At 67.8% G+C, this 25906-nt stretch carries 19 protein-coding genes and 5 pseudogenes; 16 read left to right on the forward strand and 8 right to left on the reverse strand.

The annotated features are described in order from the left end of the window. Positions 1-4: 4 nt before the first annotated feature. Positions 5-582, forward strand: a pseudogene (pth, locus tag L6444_RS24575) (aminoacyl-tRNA hydrolase). 118 nt (positions 583-700) lie between these two features. Here pth and L6444_RS24580 read toward each other — a convergent pair. From L6444_RS24580 to L6444_RS24600, 5 genes are all read right to left on the reverse strand, one after another. After that, complete coding sequence (locus tag L6444_RS24580; RefSeq protein ID WP_236977765.1) at positions 701-2335, reverse strand: fatty acyl-AMP ligase; 1635 nt, start codon at positions 2333-2335, stop codon at positions 701-703. Positions 2336-2564: 229 nt separating this feature from the next. Beyond that, the gene (locus tag L6444_RS24585; RefSeq protein ID WP_236977766.1) at positions 2565-3524 is read right to left on the reverse strand and encodes a 4-(cytidine 5'-diphospho)-2-C-methyl-D-erythritol kinase; all 960 of its coding nucleotides are present in this window, start codon (positions 3522-3524) and stop codon (positions 2565-2567) included. A gap of 81 nt (positions 3525-3605) precedes the next feature. Beyond that, a complete protein-coding gene (gene rsmA / locus L6444_RS24590) occupies positions 3606-4562 on the reverse strand; it encodes a 16S rRNA (adenine(1518)-N(6)/adenine(1519)-N(6))-dimethyltransferase RsmA (RefSeq protein ID WP_370653200.1) in 957 nt (318 codons plus the stop codon). Further along, the gene (locus L6444_RS24595; RefSeq protein WP_236977768.1) at positions 4526-5653 is read right to left on the reverse strand and encodes a transglycosylase family protein; all 1128 of its coding nucleotides are present in this window, start codon (positions 5651-5653) and stop codon (positions 4526-4528) included. The genes rsmA and L6444_RS24595 overlap by 37 nt, the downstream gene beginning before the upstream one ends. Positions 5654-5850: 197 nt before the next feature. Next, positions 5851-6690, reverse strand: a complete 840-nt coding sequence (locus L6444_RS24600; RefSeq protein ID WP_236984409.1) for a TatD family hydrolase — start codon at positions 6688-6690, stop codon at positions 5851-5853. 40 nt (positions 6691-6730) lie between these two features. On the opposite strand from L6444_RS24600, the gene metG reads away from it, so the two are divergent. The 3 genes from metG to L6444_RS24615 all read left to right on the forward strand — a co-directional run bounded on the left by metG (position 6731) and on the right by L6444_RS24615 (position 9382). Beyond that, complete coding sequence (metG, locus tag L6444_RS24605; RefSeq protein ID WP_236977769.1) at positions 6731-8278, forward strand: methionine--tRNA ligase; 1548 nt, start codon at positions 6731-6733, stop codon at positions 8276-8278. A gap of 107 nt (positions 8279-8385) precedes the next feature. Then, positions 8386-8751 (forward strand): PAS domain S-box protein, encoded by a 366-nt coding sequence (locus L6444_RS24610; RefSeq protein WP_236984410.1) that lies wholly within the window; start codon positions 8386-8388, stop codon positions 8749-8751. Between the two features lie 76 nt (positions 8752-8827). Next, on the forward strand, positions 8828-9382 hold the full coding sequence (locus L6444_RS24615) for an LbetaH domain-containing protein (protein ID WP_236977770.1): 555 nt from the start codon (positions 8828-8830) through the stop codon (positions 9380-9382). Here L6444_RS24615 and L6444_RS24620 read toward each other — a convergent pair. Together L6444_RS24620 and L6444_RS24625 are read right to left on the reverse strand one after the other, a co-directional pair. Next, positions 9379-10095: a TetR/AcrR family transcriptional regulator gene (locus L6444_RS24620; protein ID WP_236977771.1), complete on the reverse strand. Its 717-nt coding sequence runs from the start codon at positions 10093-10095 to the stop codon at positions 9379-9381. The genes L6444_RS24615 and L6444_RS24620 overlap by 4 nt on opposite strands. A gap of 135 nt (positions 10096-10230) precedes the next feature. Further along, a complete protein-coding gene (locus tag L6444_RS24625) occupies positions 10231-10908 on the reverse strand; it encodes a TetR/AcrR family transcriptional regulator (protein WP_236977772.1) in 678 nt (225 codons plus the stop codon). A 381-nt stretch (positions 10909-11289) separates the two neighbouring features. On the opposite strand from L6444_RS24625, the pseudogene L6444_RS24630 reads away from it, so the two are divergent. From L6444_RS24630 to L6444_RS24685, 12 genes and pseudogenes are all read left to right on the forward strand, one after another. Next, positions 11290-11590 (forward strand): annotated as a pseudogene (locus L6444_RS24630) (PE family protein). 20 nt (positions 11591-11610) lie between these two features. Further along, positions 11611-12784, forward strand: a pseudogene (locus tag L6444_RS24635) (PPE family protein). A 260-nt stretch (positions 12785-13044) separates the two neighbouring features. After that, positions 13045-13836: a glycosyltransferase family protein gene (locus L6444_RS24640; RefSeq protein WP_236977776.1), complete on the forward strand. Its 792-nt coding sequence runs from the start codon at positions 13045-13047 to the stop codon at positions 13834-13836. Next, positions 13833-14498: a PIG-L deacetylase family protein gene (locus L6444_RS24645; protein WP_236977778.1), complete on the forward strand. Its 666-nt coding sequence runs from the start codon at positions 13833-13835 to the stop codon at positions 14496-14498. The genes L6444_RS24640 and L6444_RS24645 overlap by 4 nt, the downstream gene beginning before the upstream one ends. A gap of 39 nt (positions 14499-14537) precedes the next feature. After that, complete coding sequence (locus L6444_RS24650; RefSeq protein WP_236977780.1) at positions 14538-15098, forward strand: dTDP-4-dehydrorhamnose 3,5-epimerase family protein; 561 nt, start codon at positions 14538-14540, stop codon at positions 15096-15098. Between the two features lie 36 nt (positions 15099-15134). Beyond that, positions 15135-15986 carry a WecB/TagA/CpsF family glycosyltransferase gene (locus L6444_RS24655; protein WP_236977781.1) on the forward strand — a complete coding sequence of 284 codons (852 nt, stop codon included), beginning with the start codon at positions 15135-15137 and terminating at the stop codon, positions 15984-15986. A 17-nt stretch (positions 15987-16003) separates the two neighbouring features. Next, positions 16004-17509, forward strand: a complete 1506-nt coding sequence (locus tag L6444_RS24660; RefSeq protein WP_264915956.1) for a sugar transferase — start codon at positions 16004-16006, stop codon at positions 17507-17509. Positions 17510-17602: 93 nt separating this feature from the next. Continuing rightward, a pseudogene (locus L6444_RS24665) lies at positions 17603-19013 on the forward strand (oligosaccharide flippase family protein). After that, positions 19010-21034 (forward strand): glycosyltransferase, encoded by a 2025-nt coding sequence (locus L6444_RS24670; protein WP_236977783.1) that lies wholly within the window; start codon positions 19010-19012, stop codon positions 21032-21034. The pseudogene L6444_RS24665 and the gene L6444_RS24670 overlap by 4 nt, the downstream one beginning before the upstream one ends. A 51-nt stretch (positions 21035-21085) precedes the next feature. Continuing rightward, the gene (locus L6444_RS24675) at positions 21086-22339 is read left to right on the forward strand and encodes a class I SAM-dependent methyltransferase (protein ID WP_236977784.1); all 1254 of its coding nucleotides are present in this window, start codon (positions 21086-21088) and stop codon (positions 22337-22339) included. After that, positions 22336-23433 (forward strand): class I SAM-dependent methyltransferase, encoded by a 1098-nt coding sequence (locus L6444_RS24680; RefSeq protein WP_236977785.1) that lies wholly within the window; start codon positions 22336-22338, stop codon positions 23431-23433. Before L6444_RS24675 ends, L6444_RS24680 begins: the two co-directional genes overlap by 4 nt. Before the next feature lie 11 nt (positions 23434-23444). Then, a complete protein-coding gene (locus L6444_RS24685) occupies positions 23445-24503 on the forward strand; it encodes a glycosyltransferase (RefSeq protein WP_236984411.1) in 1059 nt (352 codons plus the stop codon). 34 nt (positions 24504-24537) lie between these two features. On the opposite strand, the pseudogene L6444_RS24690 reads toward L6444_RS24685, so the two are convergent. Beyond that, positions 24538-25900, reverse strand: a pseudogene (locus tag L6444_RS24690) (HNH endonuclease signature motif containing protein). Between the last annotated feature and the right edge of the window lie 6 nt (positions 25901-25906).

A 25906-nucleotide genomic window follows, 5' to 3' on the forward strand; every position in this document is an offset into this window, starting at 1 on the left:
CGACGTGGCCGAACCGCTGCTGGTGGTCGGCCTGGGCAACCGGGCGAGAACTACGCCCGAACCCGGCACAACGTCGGGTTCATGGTCGCCGATGTGCTCGCGGCCCGGCTGGGCGCAAAGTTCAAGGCGCACAAGCGCTCTGGTGCCGAGGTGAGCACCGGCCGGCTGGGCGGACGCGCGGTGGTGCTGGCCAAGCCACGCTGCTACATGAACGAATCCGGGCGACAGGTGGGGCCGCTGGCGAAGTTCTATTCGGTGCCGCCCGCCGACGTCGTCGTCATTCATGACGACCTCGACCTGGATTTCGGCCGCATCCGGCTGAAGCTGGGCGGCGGTGAAGGCGGCCACAATGGGCTGCGTTCGCTGGCTGCCGCGTTGGGCAGCAAGAACTTTCAGCGGGTGCGTATCGGAATCGGCCGTCCGCCCGGACGCAAGGATCCGGCGGCGTTCGTGCTGGAGCCGTTCAACGCCACCGAGCGCCCGGAGATCCCGACCATCTGCGAGCAGGCTGCCGATGCCACCGAGCTGCTGATCGAACTGGGCCTCGAACCCGCGCAGAACCGCGTGCACGCCTGGGGTTGAATCGACGCCACAACAGCCGGCTACGCGTTCAGACGCGTGAATCCTGGGCGAAACCAGGCGTCAGAACCGCCCTGTGTTCACGCGACGCGAGCGCCCAGCCGCCGGGGCCCGCTGCAGCCTAGGTGACCAGCGTGACCGAGTTCGCCCGGCGCAGCTTGCCCGACGGCGTCTTCGGGATGGTCCCGGGCCCGAGCACCACGACGTTGCGGGGCCGCACGTCGACCTCCTTGACGACCTCGTGGGCCACATCGTGCTCGATGCGCCGCACCTCGGCCGGGTCCTCGAACGCATTCGATTCGACCGCGACGGCGAACGACTCCCGCGAATGCCCGGCGTCCAGACGTACCGCCACCGCACAACCCGGACGGACACCGTCAACGCGGCCGGCGGCCCGCTCGATGTCGGTCGGATAGATGTTGCGGCCGGCCATGATGATGACGTCCTTCACCCGGCCGCACACCACCACATGCCCTTCGTCGGTGAGGTAGCCCAGGTCGCCGGTGTCGTACCAGCCGTGTTCGTCCTGGGCCGGCATGAAGCCGCCCATCGTGATGTAGCCGGGGGTGACGCACTCGCCGCGCAACTCGATGACACCGACGCCCCGCGCCGGCACCACGTTGCCGTCCTCGTCGACGATCCGTGCTTCCAGATCCTGCAGCAGCGGCCCCAGCGTGGCCAGCCGGCGGGTGTTGCCCTTGGTGGCGGGCACGGCCCGGCGCAGCGCGACCAGCAGGTCGTTGTCGACCTCGTCGACCACCAGCCCGGAATTGCACTTCGAGAACGACACCGCCAGCGTCGTCTCGGCCATGCCGTAGGCCGGCAGAATCGCCGAGGGCCGCAGACCGAACGGCTTGCCCGCGTCCAGCAGGTCTTCGACGTCGGCCGGCTCGACAGGCTCGGCGCCGGACAGCGCGAACCGCAGCGTGGACAGGTCGAACTGGCCCGGCTTGGCCTGCCGGCGCAGCCGCTTGGCCAGCAGTGCGTAGGCGAAGTTGGGCGCCGCGGTCATGGTGCCCTTGTACTTGTCGATCAGCTTGGCCCACAGCAGGGTGTCCCGCAGGAAGTCCATCGGGGTGACCTTGACCAGCTCGGCGCCGAAGAACATCGGGATAGTCAGGAACCCGACCATGCCCATGTCGTGGAAGCAGGGCAGCCAGCTGACCATCACGTCTTTGTCGACGTCGTACTCGGCCCCGATGAACATCGCCTCGGCGTTGGAGTAGATGTTGCGGTGGGTGATCTGGACCGCTTTGGGAGAACCGGTGGAACCGGACGTCAGCTGCATCAGCGCCAGGTCGTCCTCGCCGACCTCGATCGGGTCGATCGGCTGCCACGCCAGCAGGTCGGCGACGGTGAGGACCTTGATGCCCTTCTGCTCGAGCACCGGGATCGCGACGGTGAAAGGCTCCGAGACCACCACGGCTTTGGCCTCGATCATGCCGATGACGGTCATCGTGTCTTCGGCCCACACGGCCAGGTCGGTCCGCGGCGTGGGCTGGTGCAGCATGGTCAGGCTGGCCCCGCGCATCCACAGGCCCTGCGCGGTCGGGGCGATTTCGACCGGGAAGCCGGCGAGCACGCCGACGGCGTCGCCGAGGCCGATACCGGCGGCGGCCAGCCCACCGGCGATGCGGCGTGCGCGCTCGTGCACCTCGCCCCAGGTGTGCCGGACGGGTTCGTGGGGTTCACCGGTCACCATGCCCGTCGTCGCCGTGCGGGCATTGTGGAACATCTTCTCGGTAAACCTGCTCACGCAAACCTCCTCGGTCCAACGCTTCCCCAAGGTCCGGGTTTTCATGTTCCACCTGCCACATCTCGCTTCGAGGCAGGCACGCATACATATTGGGAAGCGTTTAGGTCTCGATTTGGTGATGAGCTCTCAGTCGTGGCTACTCGTCACCGCGGCTCATCTTAAGCAACTCTTAAGTAACTGCCAAACGTAGACACGATTTGAGTGACATGTCACAGCTAGGTAAACGGCGTCACACGTCGTTGGCGGGTGCCGGCACCACCCGGGCACCCGGCGCCGGACCGGTGGCAACCCGAACGGTGCGGCAGACGCCCGCACCCGACAGCTGAGTGCCGACGTCGACGGCGGCGTCGGCGGAATCGCAGAGGAAGGCACAGGTGGGCCCGGAGCCGGACACGATCCCGGCCAGCGCGCCCGCCTCGACCCCGGCGCGCAGGGCGCGTCGCAGCGCCGGATCCAGGCTCACCGCGGCGGCCTGCATCTCGTTGCCCAACAGCGGGGCCAGCTGCCGCGGGTCGCCGGCGGCCAGGGCGGCCAGCACCGGGCCGGGCTCGTCCAGCCGCGGCGGGTCCCCGACTTCGCGGAGCCGGTCCAGCTCGTTATACACCTGTGGCGTCAGCAGCCCGCTGTCGGCGAACGCCAGCACCCAGTGGAACGTGTTGCGCGACAACACCGTCGCCAGCTCTTCGCCGCGCCCGGTCCCCAGCGCGGTGCCGCCATGCAGCGCGAACGGCACGTCGCTGCCCAACTGGGAGGCCATCAGGCGCAGGTCGCGGCGGGGCAGATTGAGTTCCCACAGGGCGTTCATGGCCACCAGCACCGCGGCCGCGTCGGCGCTGCCGCCCGCCATGCCCCCGGCCACCGGGATCGACTTGTCGATGAAGATCGACACGTCCGGGGCGCGGCCCACGTGGTCGGCCAGCAGTTCGGCGGCCCGCCACGCCAGGTTGCCGTCGTCGGTGGGCAGCGTGTCGGCGCCCTCGCCGACCACCTCGAGTGAGAGCACGTCGGCGTTGCGGACCGTCACCTCGTCGAACAACGAGATGGCGTGGAACACCGTCGTCAGCTCGTGGTATCCGTCGTCGCGCCGGTCACCGACCGCCAAATAGAGGTTGACTTTCCCCGGTACCCGAACGGTGACGGATCCAGTCGGCACCCATAACTCGGCGGTGTTCCCCTCAGTCCCAGCCACCGCAGCAGACTATCCCCGCACCGCGTGCACCACACGCGGTGGCACCGTCCAGGCGGCCCGACGACGCCCGTCCGGGCCGGGTCAGCCTGCCGAAATCTGCGCCGGATCCTGGTCCGGCCCCGCGTCGGCGCCCGGTGAGTCGTCGAGGTCACCCGAGCGCTGCAGCAGCCGCACGAAATCCTCGATCGACAACGTCTCGCCCCGGCGGGCGGGGTCGATGCTGGCCGCCAGCAGCCGGCTCGCCGACTCGTTCCCCGACCCGGCCCACTGCACGAATGCGTTGCGAGATGTCTTGCGGCGCTGCGCAAAAGCGATATCGACCAGCTCGAAGACCCGCTTGCGGAACGCCTCGTCGGTCGGCCACGGCGAAACTTCGTAGCGGTCGATGCGCACCAGCCCCGAGTAGACGCGCGGAATGGGCCAGAACACCGTGGGAGACACCGTGCCGCAGCGCCGGACTCGCCCGTAGAAGTTCACCTTGACACCGGGCACGCCGTATTCCTTGCCGCCGGGCTCGGCCGCGAGCCGCTCGGCGACTTCGGCCTGCACCATCACCGTTACCGTGCGGATGGACGGGAACTCGGCGAGCAGATGCAACAGCGCCGGAACGGCGACGTTGTAGGGCAGGTTGGCCACCACCGCGGTCGGCGCCTCCGGGAGGTCGTCGCGGTGTAAGCCCAGTACGTCCCGGTTGACCACGCTGAATCGCTGGACTTCGCTGTTGGAGTGCTCGGCGATGGTCTGCGGCAGCCGGGCCGCCAGCACCGGGTCGATCTCCACGGCGATCACTGTCGCGCCCCGGTCGAGCAGCGCCAGCGTCAGCGACCCCAGGCCGGGGCCGACCTCTAGGACGACGTCGGATTTGCCGACACCGGAGGACGCGACCACCCGTCGCACCGTGTTGGCGTCGTGGACGAAGTTCTGCCCGAGCGACTTCCGTGGCCGGAAATCAAGCTCTTTGGCCAACCGCCGGATCTCGGTGCGCCCGAGCAACCGGATCGTCAGCGCGCACCCACTCGTCCACTGCACACGGGCCAGGCGCCCCAGCCCTGACGCTGCCGGGTCACTTCGGCGATGGCGATCTGTTCTTCGCGGGTGGCCAGGTCGGCGCGCGGCGCGTAGCGCAGCCCCCCGTTGGCCACCCAGGTGCCCTGGTCGAACTGGACGCCACCGTAGAAGCCGTTGCCGGTGTTGATCGCCCAGTTCCCGCCGGCCTCGCAGCCGGCCAGGGAGTCCCAGATGCCGCCGTCGCTGACGGGGGGAACCTCGGTGCCCGGCTTGGTGCCGACCCGGACCACCGCTTCGCGGGCCGGTGTGACGACCGAGTTGGAGATCGGCAACCGTCCGGTCTCGACGCCGTTGACCTCGGCGACCGCGAAGGTCACGTCCTGGGTGCCCGGGGCGCCCGGGTCTTCGACGACCTCGCGGCTCATGTTGAGTTCCGGGTCTTCGATGCGGCGCGCCGGGGGCGGCAGCGGGACCCGCTCGGTGACCCGCTCGATGCGGTTACGGGTGACCTGGATCTGCATGCCGTCGGTGATCGGAGTATTGGCCGCCGGCACCACCTGGTCGCTGTCCTGCAGCGGGGCGCCGGCCGCGGCCAGCAGCCCGGCGACATTGGGCGCCGGCAGGTGCACCGTGCGGACCACCGGGCCGTCGGCGATCTCGACGGTCTTGGCGCTCACCACCGGCAGCGTCATTCCCGCCAGCGGGACGCGGCTGGCGCGCGACGCGGCGGCGGGGGCGGTGTCGGTCATGGCCAGCTGCGCCAGCGCCTCGTCGACCGTGGACGCGGTGGTCCACACCTGCCGCGAGTTCTGGCCGTCCAGCGTGATCTGCAGCGGCCGGCTGCGACGCAGCACGATGGTGGCGGCGTTCGGCACGGTGACGTCGCCGGCCGGGTAGAGGTCGTCCCGGTCGCCGACGGAGAACCCGTTCTCCTGCACGATGTCGATCACTCGGGACTTCATCGTGCTCACTCGCGTGGAGGTTCCGTCGACCGTCAAGGTCACGGTCTTGGAGGAGGAGACGGCAAAGCCGCCGGCGAATATCAGTGCCACGAGCAGCGCGCCAACCAACAGGCGCAACATCGGTGATTCAGTTTGATGAAGTTTAGTAAGCAAACTCAATGTCTATATCCCAGTCTGTCCCGACCCACTGCAAACGTCAGCGTCAACTCTTCGATGAGCTCTCGACCATATTCAGCTGAAATGACGAAATGGGCCCGCAGGCCCACCCGTTCGATCACAAGACGGTAACGAACCGTCCAATGCGGGGCAACTCGACCCCCTTCGTGTCGGGGTCGCGGCAGGCGATCGGCGACCGCTCATCCACCCTCGGCGCCCAGCTCATAGGCGCGGCGGGCATTGCTGGTGGTGATTTCGGCCACTTCCTCGGGTGCGCGCTGGAGCAGCTCAGCCAGCGCCCGAACGGTGTAGGGCAAGCAGTACGGTTCGTTCGCTGCGCCGCGGTAGGGGTGCGGAGTCAGAAACGGCGCGTCGGTTTCCACCAGAAGCTGCTCCATCGGTATCAGCGGAACGGCTTCCCGCAACTGGCGGGCATTTCGGAAGCTCACTGTCCCGGACAGGCTCAGTAACCATCCGGCGGCCACGCATTCGCGCGCCATTGCACTGTCCGAGGAGAAGCAATGGAAGATGACGGTGTCCGGCGCACCCTCGGCGCGCAGCACGTCGAGCACCTGCCGGTCGGCGTCGCGGTTGTGGATCATCAGCGGCTTACCTAGCCGCTTGGCCAGGTCGATGTGCCAGGCGAACGCGTCGCGCTGCACCTCCGGCTGCGCACAGCCGTCGAGCTTGCCCGGCCAATACAGGTCCAGGCCCGTCTCTCCGACGGCGACAATCCGCGGCTGGGCGGCCAGCTGTTCGATCTCGGCGCGGGTGGCCTCAGTAAGCGCGTCGGCGCGGGTTGGGTGCAGCGCCACCGCGCCGTACACCCGCGCATCCCACTGTGCGGCCGCTGCGACCCAGCGCGCCGATTCCATGTCGTCGGCGATGGTGACCACCGCGCCCACCCCGACCGCGGCCGCGCGATCGACGATGGCGCGCACTCCGTCGCGGTCGGCGGCGCCACATGCGTCCAGATGGGTGTGTGCGTCGATCAGCGGCGCCAACGGCTCCGGCGCCGGCGGCGCCCTCTCGCTTACCAGATCGGTTGGAACCCACGCGCACACAATAGGGTGAGTCTCGATGAAGCCCTACTACGTCACCACCGCGATCGCCTACCCGAACGGCGCGCCGCACATGGGACACGCCTACGAGTACATCGCCACCGACGCGATCGCCCGGTTCAAGCGGCTCGACGGCTTCGACGTCCGATTCCTCACCGGAACCGACGAGCACGGCCTCAAGGTGGCGCAGGCCGCCGCGGCCGCCGGCATCCCGACCTTGCAGCTGGCCCGGAGCAACTCCGACGTCTTCCAGCGCATGCAGGAGAAGCTCAACATCTCCTTCGACCGGTTCATCCGCACCACCGACGCCGATCATCATGCGGCGTCCGAGGAGATCTGGCGGCGGATGGAGGCAAACGGCGACATCTACCTCGACAACTACGCCGGGTGGTATTCGGTGCGCGACGAACGGTTCTTCGTCGAGTCCGAGACCCAGCTGCTCGAGGACGGCAGCCGGATCGCGGTGGAGACGGGGACCCCGGTGACCTGGACCGAGGAGCAGACCTATTTCTTCCGGCTGTCGGCGTACGCCGACAGGCTGCTGGCTCACTATCGGGCGAACCCCGGCTTCATCGCGCCGGAGACGCGGCGTAACGAGGTGGTCAGCTTCGTCTCGGGCGGCCTGGACGACCTCTCGATATCCCGGACCTCCTTCGACTGGGGTGTGCAGGTTCCCGGGCACCCGGACCACATCATGTACGTGTGGGTCGACGCGCTGACCAACTATTTGACCGGAGCCGGCTTCCCCGACACCAATTCAGCGCTCTACCAACGCTTTTGGCCGGCCGATCTGCACATGATCGGTAAGGACATCATCCGGTTCCACGCGGTGTACTGGCCGGCGTTTCTGATGTCGGCCGGAATCGATTTGCCGCGACGGGTTTTCGCGCACGGATTCCTGCACAACCGGGGCGAGAAGATGAGCAAGTCGGTGGGCAACATCGTCGACCCGGTTGCTCTGGTCGACACGTTCGGAGTCGATCAGGTCCGCTATTTCTTGTTGCGGGAGATTCCGTTCGGCCAGGACGGCAGCTACAGCGACGAGTCGATCGTCACCCGGATCAACACCGACCTGGCCAACGAGTTGGGCAATCTGGCGCAGCGGTCGTTGTCGATGGTGGCCAAGAACCTGGACGGGGTGGTCCCTGAACCCGGGGCGTTCACCGACGCCGACTCCGAACTGCTGGCGACGGCCGACGGCCTGCTGGATCGGGTGCGCGGACACTTCGACGCCCAGGCGATGCATCAGGCGCTGGAGGCGATCTGGCTGATGCTGGGCGATGCGAACAAGTACTTTTCGGCACAACAGCCTTGGGTGTTGCGCAAGAGCGTGTCCGAGGCCGACCAGGACCGGTTTCGGACCACCCTCTACGTCACCTGCGAGGTGGTCCGCATCGCGGCGCTGCTGGTCATCCCGGTGATGCCGGACTCGGCCGCCAAGCTGCTCGAGTTACTCGGCCAGCCTGCAGACCTGCGGACGTTCACCGCGATCGGCCGGCGGCTGACACCCGGGACCGCATTGCCGCCGCCGAGTGGCGTGTTCCCCCGCTATCAACCGCCCGAGTGAACCGTGGCGGCAAAGTATTTCGGTGAAGTCGCGTGAACTTAACTTCTGCCATAGGCCATAATCGCCGTGTGGAGCGAAGACGGAATCGGCCAGTCAGCCAATCGCCGATAACCACGCTGAAGGAGTTGCCGGCGCTGGTGGTGCTCGAACGCATCCCGGTTCCGGTGCTCGCCATCGCCGAAGACGGCAGCATCCTGTTCACCAACACCGCGTTCGCCCAGATGGTCGGCTGCGAGCCCGAAGAGGTGCTCAAGCTGAGGTTTCACGAGATCTTCTACCAGGCGCCGGACACCGAGTCCTCGTTGCTGTCGTTTGTACACGCGCTGGCGAACATGGTGGTCGAACTGGCGCACAAGGACGGTTCGGTGGTGCGGGCGCTGATGAGCAGGTCGGCGGTGATGCGCGCCGACGACAAGTTCGCGCTCGCGGCGTTCCAGGATCTGACCGAGCAGCTGTGGGAAGAAGAGCGCTGACGACGCCCGCTAGACCCTAGACATACCATCAGTCTCCGTCTAGGCGTTTGTTGATACTTGTAGTATTTTATTGCGGATGATCCAGACTCGCACCGACTTGGAGTCCTATCTGGCCGCGGATCTGCGTGCCCAAGGCCTGGAGCGGTGGCGGCACCGGTACCGGATCATTCATCGCGCCCCCTACTTTCAGCGCATGCTGCGCAAGACCGAGTACTGGACGAACACCGCCCGCACCCCCGGCGGTCGCCTGGTGGCCGCTTACCTGCGCCTGCGGCTGAAGTTCCTCGGCGAAAGGCTCGGGTTCGGCATCCCGCTGAATGCGTTCGGGCCCGGCCTGTCGGTCGCCCACGTCGGCTGGGTGCACGTGCACCATCGCGCCAGGATCGGCGCCAACTGCCGGATCCACCAAGGAGTCACGCTGGGCGAGGGGCGGCCGGGCGAATACCCCAGGATCGGCGATGACGTGTTCATCTCGCCCGGCGCCATGGTGCTCGGCGCCACGGTCGGCAGCCGAGTCGGGATCTACGCCGGAGCGGTGGTGAACCAGGCGGTGCCCGACGATGTCGACGTCGCCGGTGTCCCGGCCCGGATCGTCCGTGACCGTCGGCCGGTGTCGAGCACCCGGCGTTAGCCGCCGTCCGGTACCGCCACCGGACCGCTGACCGGAGCGGTTTCCACAGCACGGTGCTGGCGCATCACTTCGCGAGCCAGGTACTGACGGAAATACGGCAAGGACGCCTCGGCCGCGACGCCGGGCAGCAACAGCATCCAGATCTGGCTGAGTTGGGCGTTCAGTTCCTTGGCCAGGCCCTCGCCGGCGCGACCGCAGGTCATCGCGATCGCCAACATCCGGGTTCCGAACATCGCCCCGACGACCGCCTCGCTGAGCGCCTGCGCATCGACGTCCTCGCGCAGATCGCCCTCGGCTATCGCCCGTTTCGCCTGCGTCGTCATCGCCGCGACCCAGGACGTGCAGCACCGTCCCGCCGCCTCGTTGAACCCGCTCAAGGCGCCGACCAACTGCTCGGCCGCCCGCGCCGTCTTGTCCGAGCCGAGTACGTGGGTGATCGCGAAGGTGCCGTGGATCATGTTCTCCAGCGCGGGCGACGCCGATCCACAGACGTTCTCGAAGGCGGCGAGTAGCACCGCACTACCCTCGTCGATGATGTCGGACGCGAGCGCTTCCTTCGAGTCGAAGTGGTGGTAGAGAGCGCCCTTGGTCATGCCGGTGCGGTCGATGATGGTGCCCCACCCGGCGGCTGCGTAACCTACCTCGCTGAACACGTCGATCGCGGCGTCGAGAATCCTTCGCCGGGTTAACTCGGACCGAACCTGGCGCGCCATTGCCGTGCCCTTTCCAATGTCGGTCCCGTTATCACCCGGACCTTTTGCATGCCATTTATCCTGGTCAGCCGGTCAAGCGTAGCAGCCGTCAACGCCGTATTCTCGGGCGCACGTCCCAGAACCGCCGGTGTCGCATCACTCGGGGCGCGTCGCCGCGGTGGCTGACGAAATGGCCAGCGCGGTACGGCGCCTGATGAACTGCTTGAAGTAGTCGAATCGGTCGGGTTCCAGGATCCCCGCCAGGACGAGCAGGCAGTTTCTTTCCAGATCAAGCAGATAGCGCTGCGGATCGTCGAGGTCGCTGGCCTGACGCAGCCCCATGTACATCGACACGATCAGGCGCGCGACGTCGCGGGGCTCCCATTCCCCGGAGACGTCGCCCTCGGCGATCGCCCGCTCGACGACGCCGGCCAGCATGGTGATCCACCCGCCGAGCAACTGTGCCTGCAGGCCTTCAGTACGGCCGACCGATTCGATCAGATGCGATGCGGCCCTGGCTACGTCCTTGGACATGTCCTGGACCGCCGCCAAGTAGCAGAAGTCGATCAGCGTTTCGAGGCCGGACAGCTGCCGGGCCAGCAGTTCGTCTACCGCGACCCGACCGTCGGCCGTGTGCTGATCGATGATCGCCACCGCCAGAGCGTGCTTGGAGCGGAAGTGAAAGTACATGGCGCCCTTGGTCAACTCGGCTTCGGCGAGGATGTCGTCGAGGCCGACGTCGTGGTACGGGCGGCGGGCGAACTGGTGAGCTGCGGCCCGCAGAATCTGTTGCCGAGTGGTGTCTGCTCGTCCGTCAGCCGGTTCAGTCGACATTGGACCCGTGCGACTTGCCCGGCGATCCCGGATAGCCGGGCGCGTTACGTGCGCGGACCGGGGTAGCGCGGTCAGCGCCGTTGCTCGTCCCCGTCACCATTCCTGTGCCTTCCTCAAGCAGAGCGACCGGCCCCCCTGCTGGAGCACCGGCACATGTTCTCCGGCGGTGCCCCCGGGCACCACTTGCGAGGTTATCAGCCGGGCACCGTCCCGACGTGTTCTACGCCACAAATGACTGCAAAGATGCTGTGTAGGTACTTTAAGTTGGTTTTAGGCGCCCAAAGTGTTCCAAAAGTATGTATATTGGGCAATCTACGGGGTGGAGGTCTAGTTGAGACGGCCCTCGCCCGCGGCTCATGCCCGATTGGTTAGGAGAGACACATGTCGTTCGTGACCACGCAGCCCGAAGCCCTGGCGGCTTCGGCCGGCACCCCTGCAGGACATCGGCTGCGCCTTCAGTTCGGGAAGCGCCGCTGCAGCCGGTCCGACGACCGCCCTCGCGCCGGCGGCCGCCGACGAGGTGTCGGCGCTGACCGCGATGCAGTTCGCCGCGCACGGCCAGCTGTACCAGGCGGTGAGCGCGCAGGCGGCCGCGATCCACCAGTTGTTCGTGCAGGCCATGCAGGTCAGCGCCGGTTCTTACGCCGCCACCGAGGCCGCCAACGCGGCCGCCACGGGTTGATCCGCGGGGGACTGACAGCAATGGACTATGGCGCACTGCCCCCCGGAGTTCAACTCCGCCCGGATGTACGCCGGCGCGGGCGCGGGGCCGCTACTGACGGCAGCCGTCGGCTGGGACAACCTGGCGACCGAACTACAGGCGGCGGCTTCGTCGTACTCGGCAGTCATCGCGGGGCTGACCAGCGGACCCTGGCTCGGTCCGGCGGCGATATCGGCCGCGGCGGCCGCCACCCCGTACGCCGTCTGGATGGGCGCCACCGCGGCTCAGGCCGAGGAAGCCGCCGGCCAGGCCAGAGCGGCCGTCGGCGCCTACGAAGCCGCCTACGCGATGACGGTCCCGCCCACGGTGGTCGCGGCCAACCGGACCTTGTTGGCCGCGCTGATCGCGACCAACTTCTTCGGCCAGAATTCGCCGGCCATCGCGGCCACCGAAGCCCACTACAGCGAAATGTGGGCTCAGGACGCGGCGGCGATGTACGGCTACGCGGCCAGCTCCGCGGCGGCGTCGACGCTGACCCCATTCGACGCTCCGCCGCAGGTCACCGATGCCGCGGGAGTGGCTTCGCAGGCCACGGCCGTCGCGCAGGCCACCGGCGAGGCGGGCGCGACGCAGACCACGCTGGCATCGCTGGTGAATTCGCTGCCCACCGCGCTGCAGGGGCTGGCGACGCCCACGTCGTTGGCGTCGGTCGAATCGGCCGCCGCGTCGGTCCTGCCCACCACCGGCTCTACCTCCAGCGGCGACCTGGCCAACATGCTGAACATCGCCGTCATGCCGCTGTTCGCATTGAGCAGCCTGTTGAGCATCGCGCAGACCATGCAGGGCATGGCGCAGGCCGCGGCCACCCAGGTCGCGGAGGTTGCCGCGGACGCGGCCGGCGCAGTGGCGGGTGCGGCGGACGCCGTGGGCGCGGGAGGCGCCGGCGCTTTCGGCGCTATGGGGCAGGCCGCCGCGCTGGGGTCGCTGTCGGTGCCGCCGGCCTGGACCAGCGTCATCCCCACCGCACACCTGACCGGCATCAGCTCGGCGTTGCCCGCCGCGGGTGGTGGGGGGCCGGTAGGCGCGGTGCCGCCGAGCCTGCTGGGTGGGATGCCGCGCAACGCCGCCCAAGGACCGGTTGCCGGACCTCGCTACGGCCTGGTTCCGACGGTCATGGCGCAACCGCCGTCCGCGGGGTACGGCGCGTTCGCCTGAGCCGGCCGGGTGGCAGCCCAGCCACCCGAAAAGCGCAGACATTGCGCATCCGGCGCGTCTCCTCGCTCGAGCCTCCAAATAAGGTAGTAACTGTACTAGCAGTTTAGTTTTAGGCTTTAAACCGTTCTAATAGTATGTATACTAGGCACTACTTAGTTATCGGGTATGGACTGCCCGGCCGCCGACGCAGAGCTGCGATCAGCGGCTCGCATCGGGCAACCGAGAGCCGTCGCCCGTTCGAGCCCGAAGGGGGCAGGTAGATGAAGGTCGTACTCTTCTGCGGCGGATACGGGATGCGGATGCGCAGCGCCGACGGTGACCTGGTCCCCAAGCCGCTGCAGATGGTCGGGCCCCGACCCCTGCTCTGGCACGTGATGCGCTACTACGCGCACTACGGCCACACCGAATTCATCCTGTGCCTCGGCTACGGCCAGGCCATGGTCAAGGAATTCTTCGTCAACTACCGCGAGACCGAGTCCAACGACTTCGTCATGCGTGGCGGCCAGGTGGAACTGCTCGACACCGACATGTCGGACTGGACCATCACCTTCGTCGACACCGGGCTGGAGTCCCCGATCGGCGAGCGGCTGCGCCGGGTCCGCAAATACCTCGGCGAGGACGAGTACTTCCTGGCCAACTACGCCGACGTGCTCACCGACGCCCCGCTGGACACGATGATCGACCGGTTCCACGACAGTGGCGCGGCCGCCTCGATGCTCGTCGTGCCGCCGCAGTCGTCGTTCCACTGCGTCGACGTCACCACCGACGGCGACATCAAGGAGATCGCCCCGATCACCAAGTTCCCCATCTATGTCAACGGCGGCTACTTCGTGCTGCGCCAGGACGTCATCGACCTGATTCCGGAGAACGGCGACCTGGTCGGCGACGCCTGCACCGAACTGGCCGGCACCGGACGGCTGCTGGGGTACCAGCACGACGGGTTCTGGAAGCCGGCCGACACGTTCAAGGAGCGCGCCGAACTCGACGCCGACTACAACCGCGGCGTGCGTCCCTGGGCGGTCTGGGAGACACCGACGGACCTGTCGGCATGATTCCGTTGACGTTTGGTGCCCCCATCGGCTCGGTCGCCGTCGTCGGCGCGCACTGCGACGACATCGCCATCGGCGCCGGTGCGACACTGATGCGGATCGCGCGCGACAACCCCGCTCTGGTGATCCACGCGCTGGTGCTCAGCGGCGCGGGAACCGAAAGGGAAATCGAGGAGAAGAACGCGTTCGCGGCCTTCTTCCCGCGCGCCGACGTGCGGTTGACCGTCGCCGATCTGCCCGACGGGCGCCTGCCCGAACACTGGGGCACCGTCAAACAACGACTCGCGGACTTCCGCCGCAGCTGCGAGCCGGACCTGGTGCTGGGACCGCAGCGCGACGACTACCACCAGGATCACCGGCTGCTCGCCAAGCTGCTGCCCACCGAGTTCCGGGCGCAACTGGTGCTGGGCTACGAGATTCTCAAGTGGGAGTCCGACCTACCCAATCCCACTGTCTACGTACCGATTCCGGACGACGTCGCGCAACAGAAGGCTCGACTGCTGGCTCAGTCGTATCCGTCCCAGACCGGCCGGGACTGGTTCGACGACGAGACGTTCCTCGGGTTGATGCGGATCCGCGGCGTGCAATGCCGCTCCCGGTACGCCGAAGCCTTCGTGGCCGAAAAAGCCGTGCTGACCCCGATCACCGGCTCTCCCGGCGCCTGACGACGCGGCTCGAATCATCAGAGGGGACAACAGATCCGGATGAAGTACACACCCACCAGCGTCGCCGGCGTGACGATCGTCGACATCGAACCGCACCGCGACCACCGCGGCTTCTTCTCGCGCGTCTTCTGCGCCGAGGAGTTCGCCGAGCACGGATTGATACCCGAGGTCTCCCAGACCAGCATCTGCTTCAACCAGACCCGCGGCACGGTGCGCGGTCTGCACCGCCAGCTCCCACCGCACGCCGAAGCCAAGCTGGTCCGCTGCGTCCGCGGCGCCATCGCCGACGTCGCGGTCGACGTGCGCCCGGAGTCGCCGACCTTCGGCAAGCACGTGATGGTGGAGTTGAGCGCGGCCAACCATCGCGCCCTGTTCCTGCCGCCCTATGTCGCGCACGGCTTCCAGACGCTGACCGACGACACCGAGCTCATCTACCAGATCAGCGGCCCTTACGTGCCGGGCAGCGAAGAGAACTTCCGTTACAGCGAACCGGAATTCGGCATCCAATGGCCGCTTCCGGTGACGGTCATCTCCGAAAAGGACGCCAGCTGGCCCCTGCTGAACTCCGGCCTGGCCCCGACCGGAGCCGCACCCGCATGATCCGCCCACACGAAAAGCATTGGGGGTAGCGCGATCATGGCCAACAACGCGCCGGCCCAGGCATCGGTACGGATGGTCGTCAGCGGCAGCATCGTCGAGCGCTGCGAGACGCACCAGGTGCTCTCGATCATCGACTCCCGACTGCGCTGTACCTCGGGGCGCGGCTTGGCGGTGGGTTCGGTGAACCTGGACCACCTGCACCACTTCCGCAAGTTGGGCGCCGCCCCCAGCGGGCTGCTGGAGTGGCTGCTGCTGGCCGACGGCATGCCGATCGCCTGGCGGGGTCAACTGCTCACCGCCCGACCGTGGCCGCGGGTCACCGGAGCCGACCTGCTGCCGGCAACACTGGCACTGGCCGAAGCCGACGGGCACCGGGTCGGGTTCTTCGGCGGCAGCGCGGCGACCCATCAGCGCCTGGCCGGGTACCTGCGCGAGAAGCATCCCGCACTGGTGGTATCCGGGATGTGGTCGCCGGACCCCTACGACATCGAAACAGATTCTGCTGCACTGTGTTCAGCGATCCGGGCCGCCCGAACCGACCTGCTGATCGTCAGCCTCGGCAAACCGAGGCAGGAGCACTGGGTCGACCAGCACGGGCACGCCACGGGAGCCAAGGTGTTCCTGCCGTCGGGCGGTGCCATCGACTTCTTGGCCGGCACCACCAGCCGCGCGCCCGAATGGATGCAACGGTCCGGGCTGGAATGGCTCTATCGGTTGACTCGCGAGCCGCGCCGCCTGGCTCGCCGCTACCTGCTGCAGGGGCCGGTCGCGCTGCTGCGCGCGCTACGTGCCCAGCTGATCTGCTATCCCGGCATCCACTACGTCGCGTTACCGACGCACGAACACGTCGAAAACTCAAGCGCCACAACCCAAGCAGTGTCCGCATGACAGAGGGAGCTGCCGGCATGACTGCCACCCTGCGGACACAGGCCAGCCTGCCCACCGTCGTCACACTGCCCACCACCAAGGACAAGGTGGGAGGCGTGCCGCGCTGGCAGCAGCAGTATTCGGCGCGGCTGCGGTTCACCGACTCGCTGATCGTCTGCGCGGCAATTGCCCTCGCGCAGTTGGTCCGGTTCGGCGACACACCCAACATGTCGGGCTATCCGGGCCCGGTGATGACAATGTTCTCCTGCTTGTTCGCGCTGCTGTGGCTCACGTCCATCTCGGTGTTCCAGGCCCGTTCGGCCCGCGTCATCGGCGCCGGCATCGACGAATACCGTCGCATCGCCAGCGCGTCGTTCTCGGTGTTCGGCATCATCGCGATGGTCACGCTGCTCGCCAAGATCGACCTGGCCCGTGGGTATCTGGCCGTCGCGCTGCCGGTCGGCACGCTCGGCCTGCTGCTCAGCCGCAACCTGTGGCGCAAATACGTGTGGCGCAAGCGGGCGCAGGGCCACTACCAGACGATGGTGCTGGCAATCGGCGACCGGTCCGGCGTCACGCACTTGGCGCACGAATTGGTCCGCAATCCCAAAGATGGCTATGTCGTTGTCGGCGTGTGCATCCCGGGCTACGGCCCGCATCGCGGCGAGACCATCAAGGTGGGCGGCCAGGAGATCCCGATCCTGGGCGACGAGACCGGCGCCGTCGCCGCCGTCGGCGCCTGCGGAGCCGACACCGTCGCCGTGACCCGTACCGAACATTTCGGTGTGCACGGCATCCGCGACCTGATGTGGCAGCTCGAGACGATGGACGTCGACATGGTGGTTTCCCCGGGTGTGATGGACGTCGCGGGGGCGCGGCTGACGATGCAGCCCATCGCCGGGTTCCCGCTGCTGCACGTCGACAAGCCGCAATACGAAGGGACGCAACGCCTGCAGAAGCGGGCGTTCGACTTCTGCTTCGCCCTGGCAGCGCTGCTGGCAACCGCTCCCATCCTGGTGCTGGCCGCCCTGGCCATCAAGTCGACCAGCAAGGGTCCGGTCTTCTACCGCGCCGAACGCATCGGACTGGACGGTCAACCCTTCACCATGCTGAAGTTCCGCACCATGGTCGACGGCGCGGACAAACAGGTCGAACACCTGCTGCCGTTGAACCAGGGAGCCGGCGGCATGCTGTTCAAGATCCACCAGGACCCACGCGTCACCCCCGTCGGAAAGACGTTGCGCCGCTACAGCATCGATGAACTGCCACAATTCATCAACGTGCTCAAGCAGGACATGAGCGTCGTCGGCCCGCGCCCGCCGCTGCGGCGCGAAGTGGAGAACTACGACGGCCAGGTCAAGCGCCGGCTGCTGGTGAAGCCCGGGGTCACCGGACTGTGGCAGGTCAGTGGACGCTCGGATCTGTCCTGGGAGGACTCGGTCCGACTCGACCTGTCCTACGTCGACAACTGGTCGATGGCCGGCGATCTCGTCATCATCGCCCGGACCCTGCGCGCCGTCCTGGCCAGCGACGGAGCCTACTGATGAAGGGCGGCACCGTGTTCGAGCCGACGAGTCCGGGGGGCTCCTCTTGCGGAGCCTGCGCCGCCGGGCACGCCCGACGTGCCACAGGCACGGATCGCCCACGCTTTCTCGATCCAGCTGATCTGCCGGGCACTGGGGATGGTCGCCTCGGTGGTCTCGGTGTCGATCACCGCGCGCTACCTGGGCCCGGGCCGCTACGGGGCAGCTGATGGTCGCGGTCGCCTTCATCGGAATGTGGACCGCCATGACCGATCTCGGCATCACCACCGTGATCGTGCGGCGCGTCACGTCCGGCCGCGGCGAGCTGGAGCGACTGGTACGCGTCAACAGCGGCCTCTCCCTGGTGTACTGCATTCCGCTGGCCGTGATCGCGGCCGTCACCGGGTGGCTGATCTACCGCGACGCTGACGTACGGGTGATGCTGGTGGTGTTGTCCGGTCAGCTGCTGATGCTGACGATGCGGACCCGATTCGAACCGGTATTCCTTTCCACAGTACGGTTTTCCGCGGTCGCCATCTCCGACGTGGCCGGCCGGCTGGGCACGCTGGCGATGGTGGCCTGGCTGGTGACCACGCACGCCGACGTGGTGTGGTTCGCGGTCGCCCAGCTCATCCCGCCGGCTCTGGCCCTGGCGATCCAGGGCGCGGCGGCGGCCCGGCACATCTCGCTGCGCCCGGTGTTCTCGGCGGCCGAATCCGTCGACCTGCTCCGGGAAAGCCTGCCGCTGATGGGCGTTGCGGTGATCGGGATCCTGTACTGGCGTGCCGACGGGGTGATCCTGTCGCTGCTCAACACCCACGCCGAGGTAGGCGTTTACGGGCTGGCCTATATCGTCGCGTTCAACACCGAGGCGCTGTCGGTCTTCTTCCAGAAGTCGACGCTGTCGACCGCCACCGGGCTCTACGCCCGTGACGTGGGTGCCTACGTCGCGTTCCTGCGCCGCAGCGTGGAGCTGATGAGCTTCCTCGCCTTTCCGGTGGCCGTGGTGGGCGCGTTGCTGGCCGGGCCGCTGATCGAGCTGTTCGGCGACCATGATTTCGTCGACCGGGGCGCGCCCACGCTGGCGCTGCTGCTGGTCGCCGCCGCGTTGCGGTTCGTCACCGGAACCCTGGGGCAGGGCCTGTTCGCCTGCCACGAACAACGGTTCTTCTTCGGGCTTTTCATTGCAACACTTGTCGTCAACGTGGCGCTGAATCTCGCTCTGGACGGCCGATTCGGGGCGGTGGGGGCCGGCATCTCGCTGGTGTGTACCGAGCTCTTCGGGTTGGGGCTGGCCACCTGGCGGCTGGGTCGGCACTGCGGTTACCGCACGCCGGTGGCGTTCCTGGCCCGGTTGCTGATCCCGACGGCGGCCAGTGTGGTTGTGGTGCTGCTGCTTTCGGCTCAGCACGTGGTGTTCGTCCTCGTCGCGGCCGCAGTCGCATATCTGGGCGTCAACATGACCGCCGGGCCGGTCAACTGGTCGGCGCTGACCGCACTATTCCGCAAAGAGGTGACCACATGACAATCGAACTCGATCGCGCGTATCTCAAACGGCCGTCGCCGGGTTCCGGGCCGACCGAGCTGCCGTCGGACCGGCCGTTGTCGGCGCTGATCGTCACCTACAAAAGCCACGACCTGGTGGAGCAGTGCCTGGCCGGGCTGGCCGAGCACGCCCCGGAATTACCGGTCTACGTCTACGAGAACAGCGGCGAGGGCTATCCGGGTCGCCGGGAGCTGGCCGCCCGGCACCCGAACGTGCACTGGGTGTTGGGCCCGGTGAATCTCGGCTTCGGCGGCGCCTTCAACGCATTGGTGGAGCACACGCCGCCCGACACCGATCTGCTGCTGCTCAACGCCGACACCCGGCTGACCGGGCCGCTCACCCGCACCCGTGCGCTGCTTCGCCAGCCCGGTGTCGCGGCCGTCTCACCGCTGATCCAGGATGCCGGCGCTCCCGGACCGCAGCGGTGGGACATCGCGACCCGCCGCCGCACGCTGACCAGGGCGCTGGTGGCAGCCGCGGGTTACTCGGACCGATTCCGCGGTACCCCGATCTCGCACCTGTACCCGGAGCAGCCCGGCGAATCCCACAGCATCGAAGGCTATCTGGCCGGCATCTGCCTGGCCATCAACCGCGTGGCCTGGAACCAGATCGGCGGGTTCGACGAGGAATTCTTTCTCTACGGCGAGGAAACCGACTGGCAGGAGCGAGCCGCCGCGGCGGGCTGGCGCATCCTGCTGGCCGACGAACTCGACGTCGACCACGGCAACCCGGCCGCCAGCGAGGCCGTCTCCGCACACGGTGCGCAGGTCTCCACCGTCGAACGGTTCCGCAACCGTGACCTGTTGCGCGCCAACATCGCCCTGCTGCTCGAGCGCCAGGACAGCGTGCATCACGCCGATGCCTACCTGGCCGCCACCTCGGTGCTGGACCGGGTGCAGCGCTCCAAACGTGAAGTCCGCAGGGCCGTGCTGAGGGCGACCACCGCCAACCGCACCGGCAAGCCCGTCATCGTCATCACCACCAACCGGCTGGTGTACGGCGGCGCCGAACGCCAAAAAGCTTTGCTGGCGGCAGAACTGGACCGCCGCGGATACCCGGTCACCATCGTCTGCATGCAACGGTTCGGGCCGTTGATCAAGGAGATCCCACACAGTGTGCGGGTGGTGCGCCAACCCTGGTGGGCGCCGATGGTCGACCTGCCTGCCGGCCCGTCGGTGTTGATCAGTGGCGACACCAACACCGAGACGGGTTTTGCGACACTGTGGCGCGCGAGGTCCCGGGACCGGCGCTGGTTGGTGGCCCCGCACGTTCCACCGGAGACCGAAGGGCCGATCTACTCGCGGCCGCTCACCGCCGCGATATGCCGCTCAGACGGATTCATCGTTCTGGCGCAACGGCATTGGGACATGCTGACCCCCCACCATAGGATCAAGGGCCGTCCGTTCGTCGCCCCCAACGGGGTTGAACCCGCCGTTGCCGCCGGGCCGCCGCGCCGGACCGGGCCGGCGGGCGCACCGCCACACCTGGTGATGCTGTCCCGCATCGTCGAACACAAGAACCCCCAACTGCTGATCGAGGCGCTCGACGAGTTGGCGGAAATGCCCTGGCGACTCTCGATTTTCGGAGACGGACCCGACCGCGAACGATTGGAAGCCGGCACACCCGAGGCGCTTCGGAACCGCGTGCAGTGGCGCGGCTGGTCGCGCGGGCCGGGCCCGGCGCTGGCCGATGCCGACCTGCTTTGTGTCCCAAGCCGTTCCGAAGCATTCCCGCTGGTGATCCTGGAAGCCATGTCCCGCGGCGTGCCGGTGGCCGCGTCGGGCATCTGCGCGGTCCCGGAGATGCTGGACTTCGGCAAGGCCGGCTTTGTCGTCGAACCGGTTTCGGTGTCGGCGTGGCGCGACCAACTGGCCGAGATACTGGCCGACCCGGACCGACTGCCGGAAGTGGGCCGGCGTGGTTTAGAGCGGCTGCGCACCCACTACACCGTGGCGGCGATGACCGATGCCTACCTCGACGCGATCGGCGCGGTGATGTGAACGCCCTGAACTCCCAACCAGAACAACGGACTCAGAGAATCGAGGCCTGACATGAAGTGCCGCCTGTGCGACTCGGACCGGATGCTCAGCGTCCTGGACCTAGGTGCGACCCCGCCGTGCGAAAAGATTCTTTCCGCAGCCGAACTCGACCTGCCGGAGCCCACCTACCCGCTGCACCTGCGGCTGTGCGAGGACTGCCTGCTGTTGCAGATCCCGGCACTGATCACCCCGGAAGAGACCTTCACCGAATACGCCTACTACTCGTCGTATTCCGACAGCTGGGTGCAGCACGCCGGGACCTTCGTCGCGCAAGCCGTCGAGCGGCTCGGACTGGGGCCCGACTCCTTCGTGGTGGAGGCCGCCAGCAATGACGGCTATCTGCTGCAGCACGCGGTCGCCAGAGGCATCCCGTGCCTGGGCATCGAGCCGTCGTTGAACGTCGGCGCGGCTGCCGTCGAGCGCGGGGTACCCACGGTGTCGGAGTTCCTGGACCAGGATCTGGCCCGACGAGTGCGTGCCGAACACGGCCCGGCGAATCTGGTGGTGGCCAACAACGTCTACGCCCACATCCCCGACCTGCGCGGGTTCACCCAATCACTGCGTGGGCTGCTCGCCGACGACGGTTGGCTCAGCATAGAAGTGCACCACGCGCTGAACCTGGTGTGCCTGGGCCAGTTCGACACCATCTATCACGAGCACTTTCAGTACTACACGGTGTTCTCGGCACAGAATGCACTCGCCAGCGCCGGCCTGGCCGTCGTCGACGTCGAGATGCTGCCCACCCACGGCGGGTCGATCCGGGTGTGGGCCCGCCCGATCGAAGTCGCCGGGCCGCCCACCGACCGGGTCGCCAAGATTTTACGGATCGAAGAGGCTGCCGGGCTGCACCGTCCCGAGGGCTATCGGCAACTGCGGCAGCATACCGAGCAGATCCGCCACGACCTGTTGCGCTTCCTGCTGGAATGCAAGGCGGAGGGCAAACGGGTGGTCGGCTACGGCGCCCCCGGCAAGGGCAACACGTTGTTGAACTACTGCGGGATCCGCACCGATCTGCTGGAGTACACCGTCGACCGCAATCCGTACAAGCACGGCCATTTCACGCCGGGCACCCGGATCCCGATCCACGCCCCGGACCTGATCGCCCAGGACCGCCCGGACGTGGTGTTGGTGCTGCCGTGGAACCTGGAGACCGAGATCACCGAACAACTCAGCTACGTCACCGAGTGGGGCGGCCAGATCGTCTACCCGCTCCCGAGCCTGCACTGGGCCAGCAATGTGAAACCGCGCAGTGCCGCACTCGCGTGAGAAGCTGTCGAGCATGCGGCGACGCTGACCTGACCCGGGTCCTCGATCTGGGGAATGTGCCTGCGGCCGACCACTTTCCACCGGCCGACCAGCCGGTCGACCCCCAGGAGACGGCGCACGCGCTGGCGATGGACCTGTGCGGTCGCTGCGGACTGGCTCAGCTGGCCGACGACGACACCGTCACCGAAGAGCCCCGAGGTGTCGAGCCGCAGGCCTTGCGCGACCAGGCCGCCGATGCCGTGCAACGGGTCGCCGATCGGGGCTGGTTGCGCGGTCGCACCGTCCGCGAATTCGGCAGCCCGCACGGCGGCACCTGGTTGTCGCTGCTCGCCGAGCGTGGCCTGGCCGAAGCCGAAGTCGCCGATCTGGTGCTGGACTCGTTCGGCGTCATGCACGAGGCCGACCAGCGGGCCGGTTTCGAGCTGCGGGCCAAGGTGACCGCTCCCGACGGGGTGCTGCTGGTGCAGTTCCCGTCGTTGATGGCGATGATCGAGCAAGGCCAGTGGAACTCGTTGCGGCACGGCCACTTCGGCTACTACTCGCTGACCGCCATCGGCAATCTGCTCCGTGCGGCGGGGATGAGCATCGCGACCGCCTGGGAGTTCGACCTCTACGGAGGAACGTTCCTGGTGGCCGCCGTGCACGGCCACCTCGAACCGGACCGGCATGTCGAGGACATCTTGGCGCGCGAGCGCGAGTTCGGTGTGACGCGACCCGAGGTGCTGCGACGCATGCAGCAGGCGGTCGACGCGCATGCTGTGCAACTACGTGAATGGCTTGTCGCACAAGCAGATCAGGGCCACAGGGTGTATGGGTATGCGGCCGGTTCGCGGGTGCCGGCGCTGTTCAGCATCGCGAAGGTGGACCGGCGGCTGGTGCAGGGTGTCGCCGACGGGTCTCCGGCCAAGCAGGGCCGCCGGCTGCCCGGCACCGACATCGCCATCATCTCCCCCGAGCAACTCATCGCCGCCGATCCCGACCGGGTGCTGTTGACGCTCCCCGATCTCTACGGTGAGCTGCAGCGGCAGTACCCGCAGTTCGCCGGACGCTGGTGGGTGGACAACGGGCCGCTGCAGAGTCCGACGTCGTCGTGAATCCACCTCGGGTGCTTTGGCTTTCACCGTGGATGCGGCCGTTGGCCCGCGTTCAGGCCGAGGCGTTGCGGCGCCGCGGTGCTGACGTGCTGCTGGTCACCTCCGATCAGCATCCGGAGTCCGATGCCGCCCGCGCCTACGAGCTGGTGCTCGACCCGCGGTTCCGCTCCGCCGCGACGTGGCCGGCCAGCTTCGCCGCCTGGCGCCGCATCCGCGACTTTCAGCCCGACGTGGTGCTCACCGAGCTGGTGCGCGATCCTCGCTGGATCGCGCTGGCCGGTGGCGTGCCGCGGGTGCAGTTGGTGCACGACGACTGCCCGCATGACGACTCCGAACGGCGGCCCGTCTACGAGGCGGCTGTCTTCGACCGGTGGGGTGCGCGGTCGACGGCGACGGTTGCCTACAGCCGGTATGTGGCGGCCGGGGTGGCCGACCGCCGCGACGTGGCGGGCATGCCGGTGCGGGTGGTGCCGCTGACCAGTGACCTGGACCCGCGGCTGGTCCCCGAGCCGGTGGGCGCCGAGCGGCGTCGCGACTTCGTGATGATCGGCCGGCTCAACCCGTACAAGAACATCGACGTGGTGCTGTCGGCGTGGCAGCGACATGTGGACGGAAGTGGCTGGCGGGGAGACAATCTGGTCTTGATCGGCGACGGGTCGATCGATGCGCGACGGTTGCCGCGCCACACCGAGTGGCGCTCGGGCAGCTACCGCTATGCCGATGTGCTGCCCACGCTGTCCGCGGCCAAGGGCTCGCTGGCCCACTACCGGCGCGCCTCGCAGAGCGGGGTGCAGGTGCTCTCCATGCAATTGGGGGTGATGCCTATCGTCTCCGATCTCGGCGCGCTGCCGGAATACCAGCCTGCCGACTGCCCACCGGTCGACGTCGACGACATAGCTGCTCTGGCAGCCACTTTCGATACGCTCGCCGACCCTGCCACCGCCGCTCGGCACGGCCATGCCGCGGCCCGCCACTACGCGCAGAACTATGCCGTCGACCACGCCGCCGAGCGATTGCTCGAGGTGATCGACCAGGCTCGCCGACCGTGGTGGGCCACCGCCGCTCTCTAGAGAGCGCGCAATGCGCGCCAAGTGTGGCAGCCGGCTACGGCACGTCGTCGTCTTCGTTTGGTGGGTAGCGGCGTTCGGGGTGGTGGAAGGTGTTGATGCGGGGTTGGCCGTGGTCGAGGTGGGTGGGGGTAGCCATTGGGTGTGGCCGCGGCTGGTGGTGTGGGTGGTCCAGCCTTTGTCGGCGAGGCGGTTGTGGATGCCGCAGGCTAGGGCGAGGTTGGTGATGTGGGTGCTGTGGCAGGTTTGCCAGGCGGTGAGGTGATGGACCTGGCAGTGGTAGGCCGGGGTGGTGCAGCCGGGGCGGGTGCAGCCGCGATCCCGCGCATACAGCATCAGGCGTTGGGCGCGGTTGGCCAGCCGCTTGGTGTGGTAGAGGGCCAGCGGTGTGGCGCCGTCGAACAGGGCGAGGTAGGGGTGCGCGGCGCCCGACCAGCGGATCACATCGGACATCGGCACTAAACTGCCGCCGGCGGTGCGGGCTTTGCCGGTGCCGGCTTCCAATTCGGTCAGGGTGGTGGTGACGATCAGGGTGACCGGCAACCCGTTATGGTGGCCGAGTTTGCCGGAGGCCAGCAGCGCCAGCAGCCCGGCCTGCAGCCCATCGTGCTGACGCTGAGCCGTGGTGCGGGTGTCGCGGCGGACCGCCTCGGCATCGGGCTCGCCCTCGTCGATGTGGGGCAGGTGGTCGTCGGGGTTGGCGATGCCGGGGGCGGCCAGTTTGGCCCAGGCGGCTTGCAGGGCGGCGCGCAGCGCGGGGTGATCCAGCCGGTGAGTTTGGACATGCCGTCGGGGTCTTGTTTGCCCAGACTCAGGCCGCGCTTTTTCGCGCGTTCGTCGTCGGAGAATTACCCGTCGGGGTGCAGGTAGGTCAGTAGTGCGGTGGCGTAGTCGGCGACCTCGTCGGGCCGGGTGGCGGTGGCTTGGTCGGCCAGGTCGGCTTCGGCGTGTTCGCGGGTGCCGGCGTCGATGTCGGCGGGCAGGTGTGTGAAGAAGTCGCGGATTTCCGCCACGTGCTCACTGCCGATGCGGCCGCGGCGTTGGGCGGCGGCGGTGGCTTCCAGCTTCGGGGGCAGCGGCTCCCCCGTCAGCGACATCCGGGGACCGAGGTCGGCGGCGTCGGCGATGCGCCGGCTGGCCTGGGCGCGGGTGATGCGCAGCCGGTCGGCCAGCGTATTGCGCAGGGTGTCGCCCAGCTCCTCTTTGGTGGCGGTGCCCAACTGGTTGAGCAGCTGATGCTGCGGCACCGGCAACCGCCGCGCCACCGTCTCGAGCCGCTCCAGGATCGCCATCCGCTCCGGAGTGGTGAGCACATCAAAGCTCAACTCGCACAACCGCTCGACGGCCGCATCACACGCGTCGAGGACCTCGACTATCTCCGCACGCGTGTTCGCAAGCATGTTCGA

The organism is Mycobacterium kiyosense, assembly GCA_021654635.1.
GTDB lineage: Bacteria > Actinomycetota > Actinomycetes > Mycobacteriales > Mycobacteriaceae > Mycobacterium > Mycobacterium kiyosense.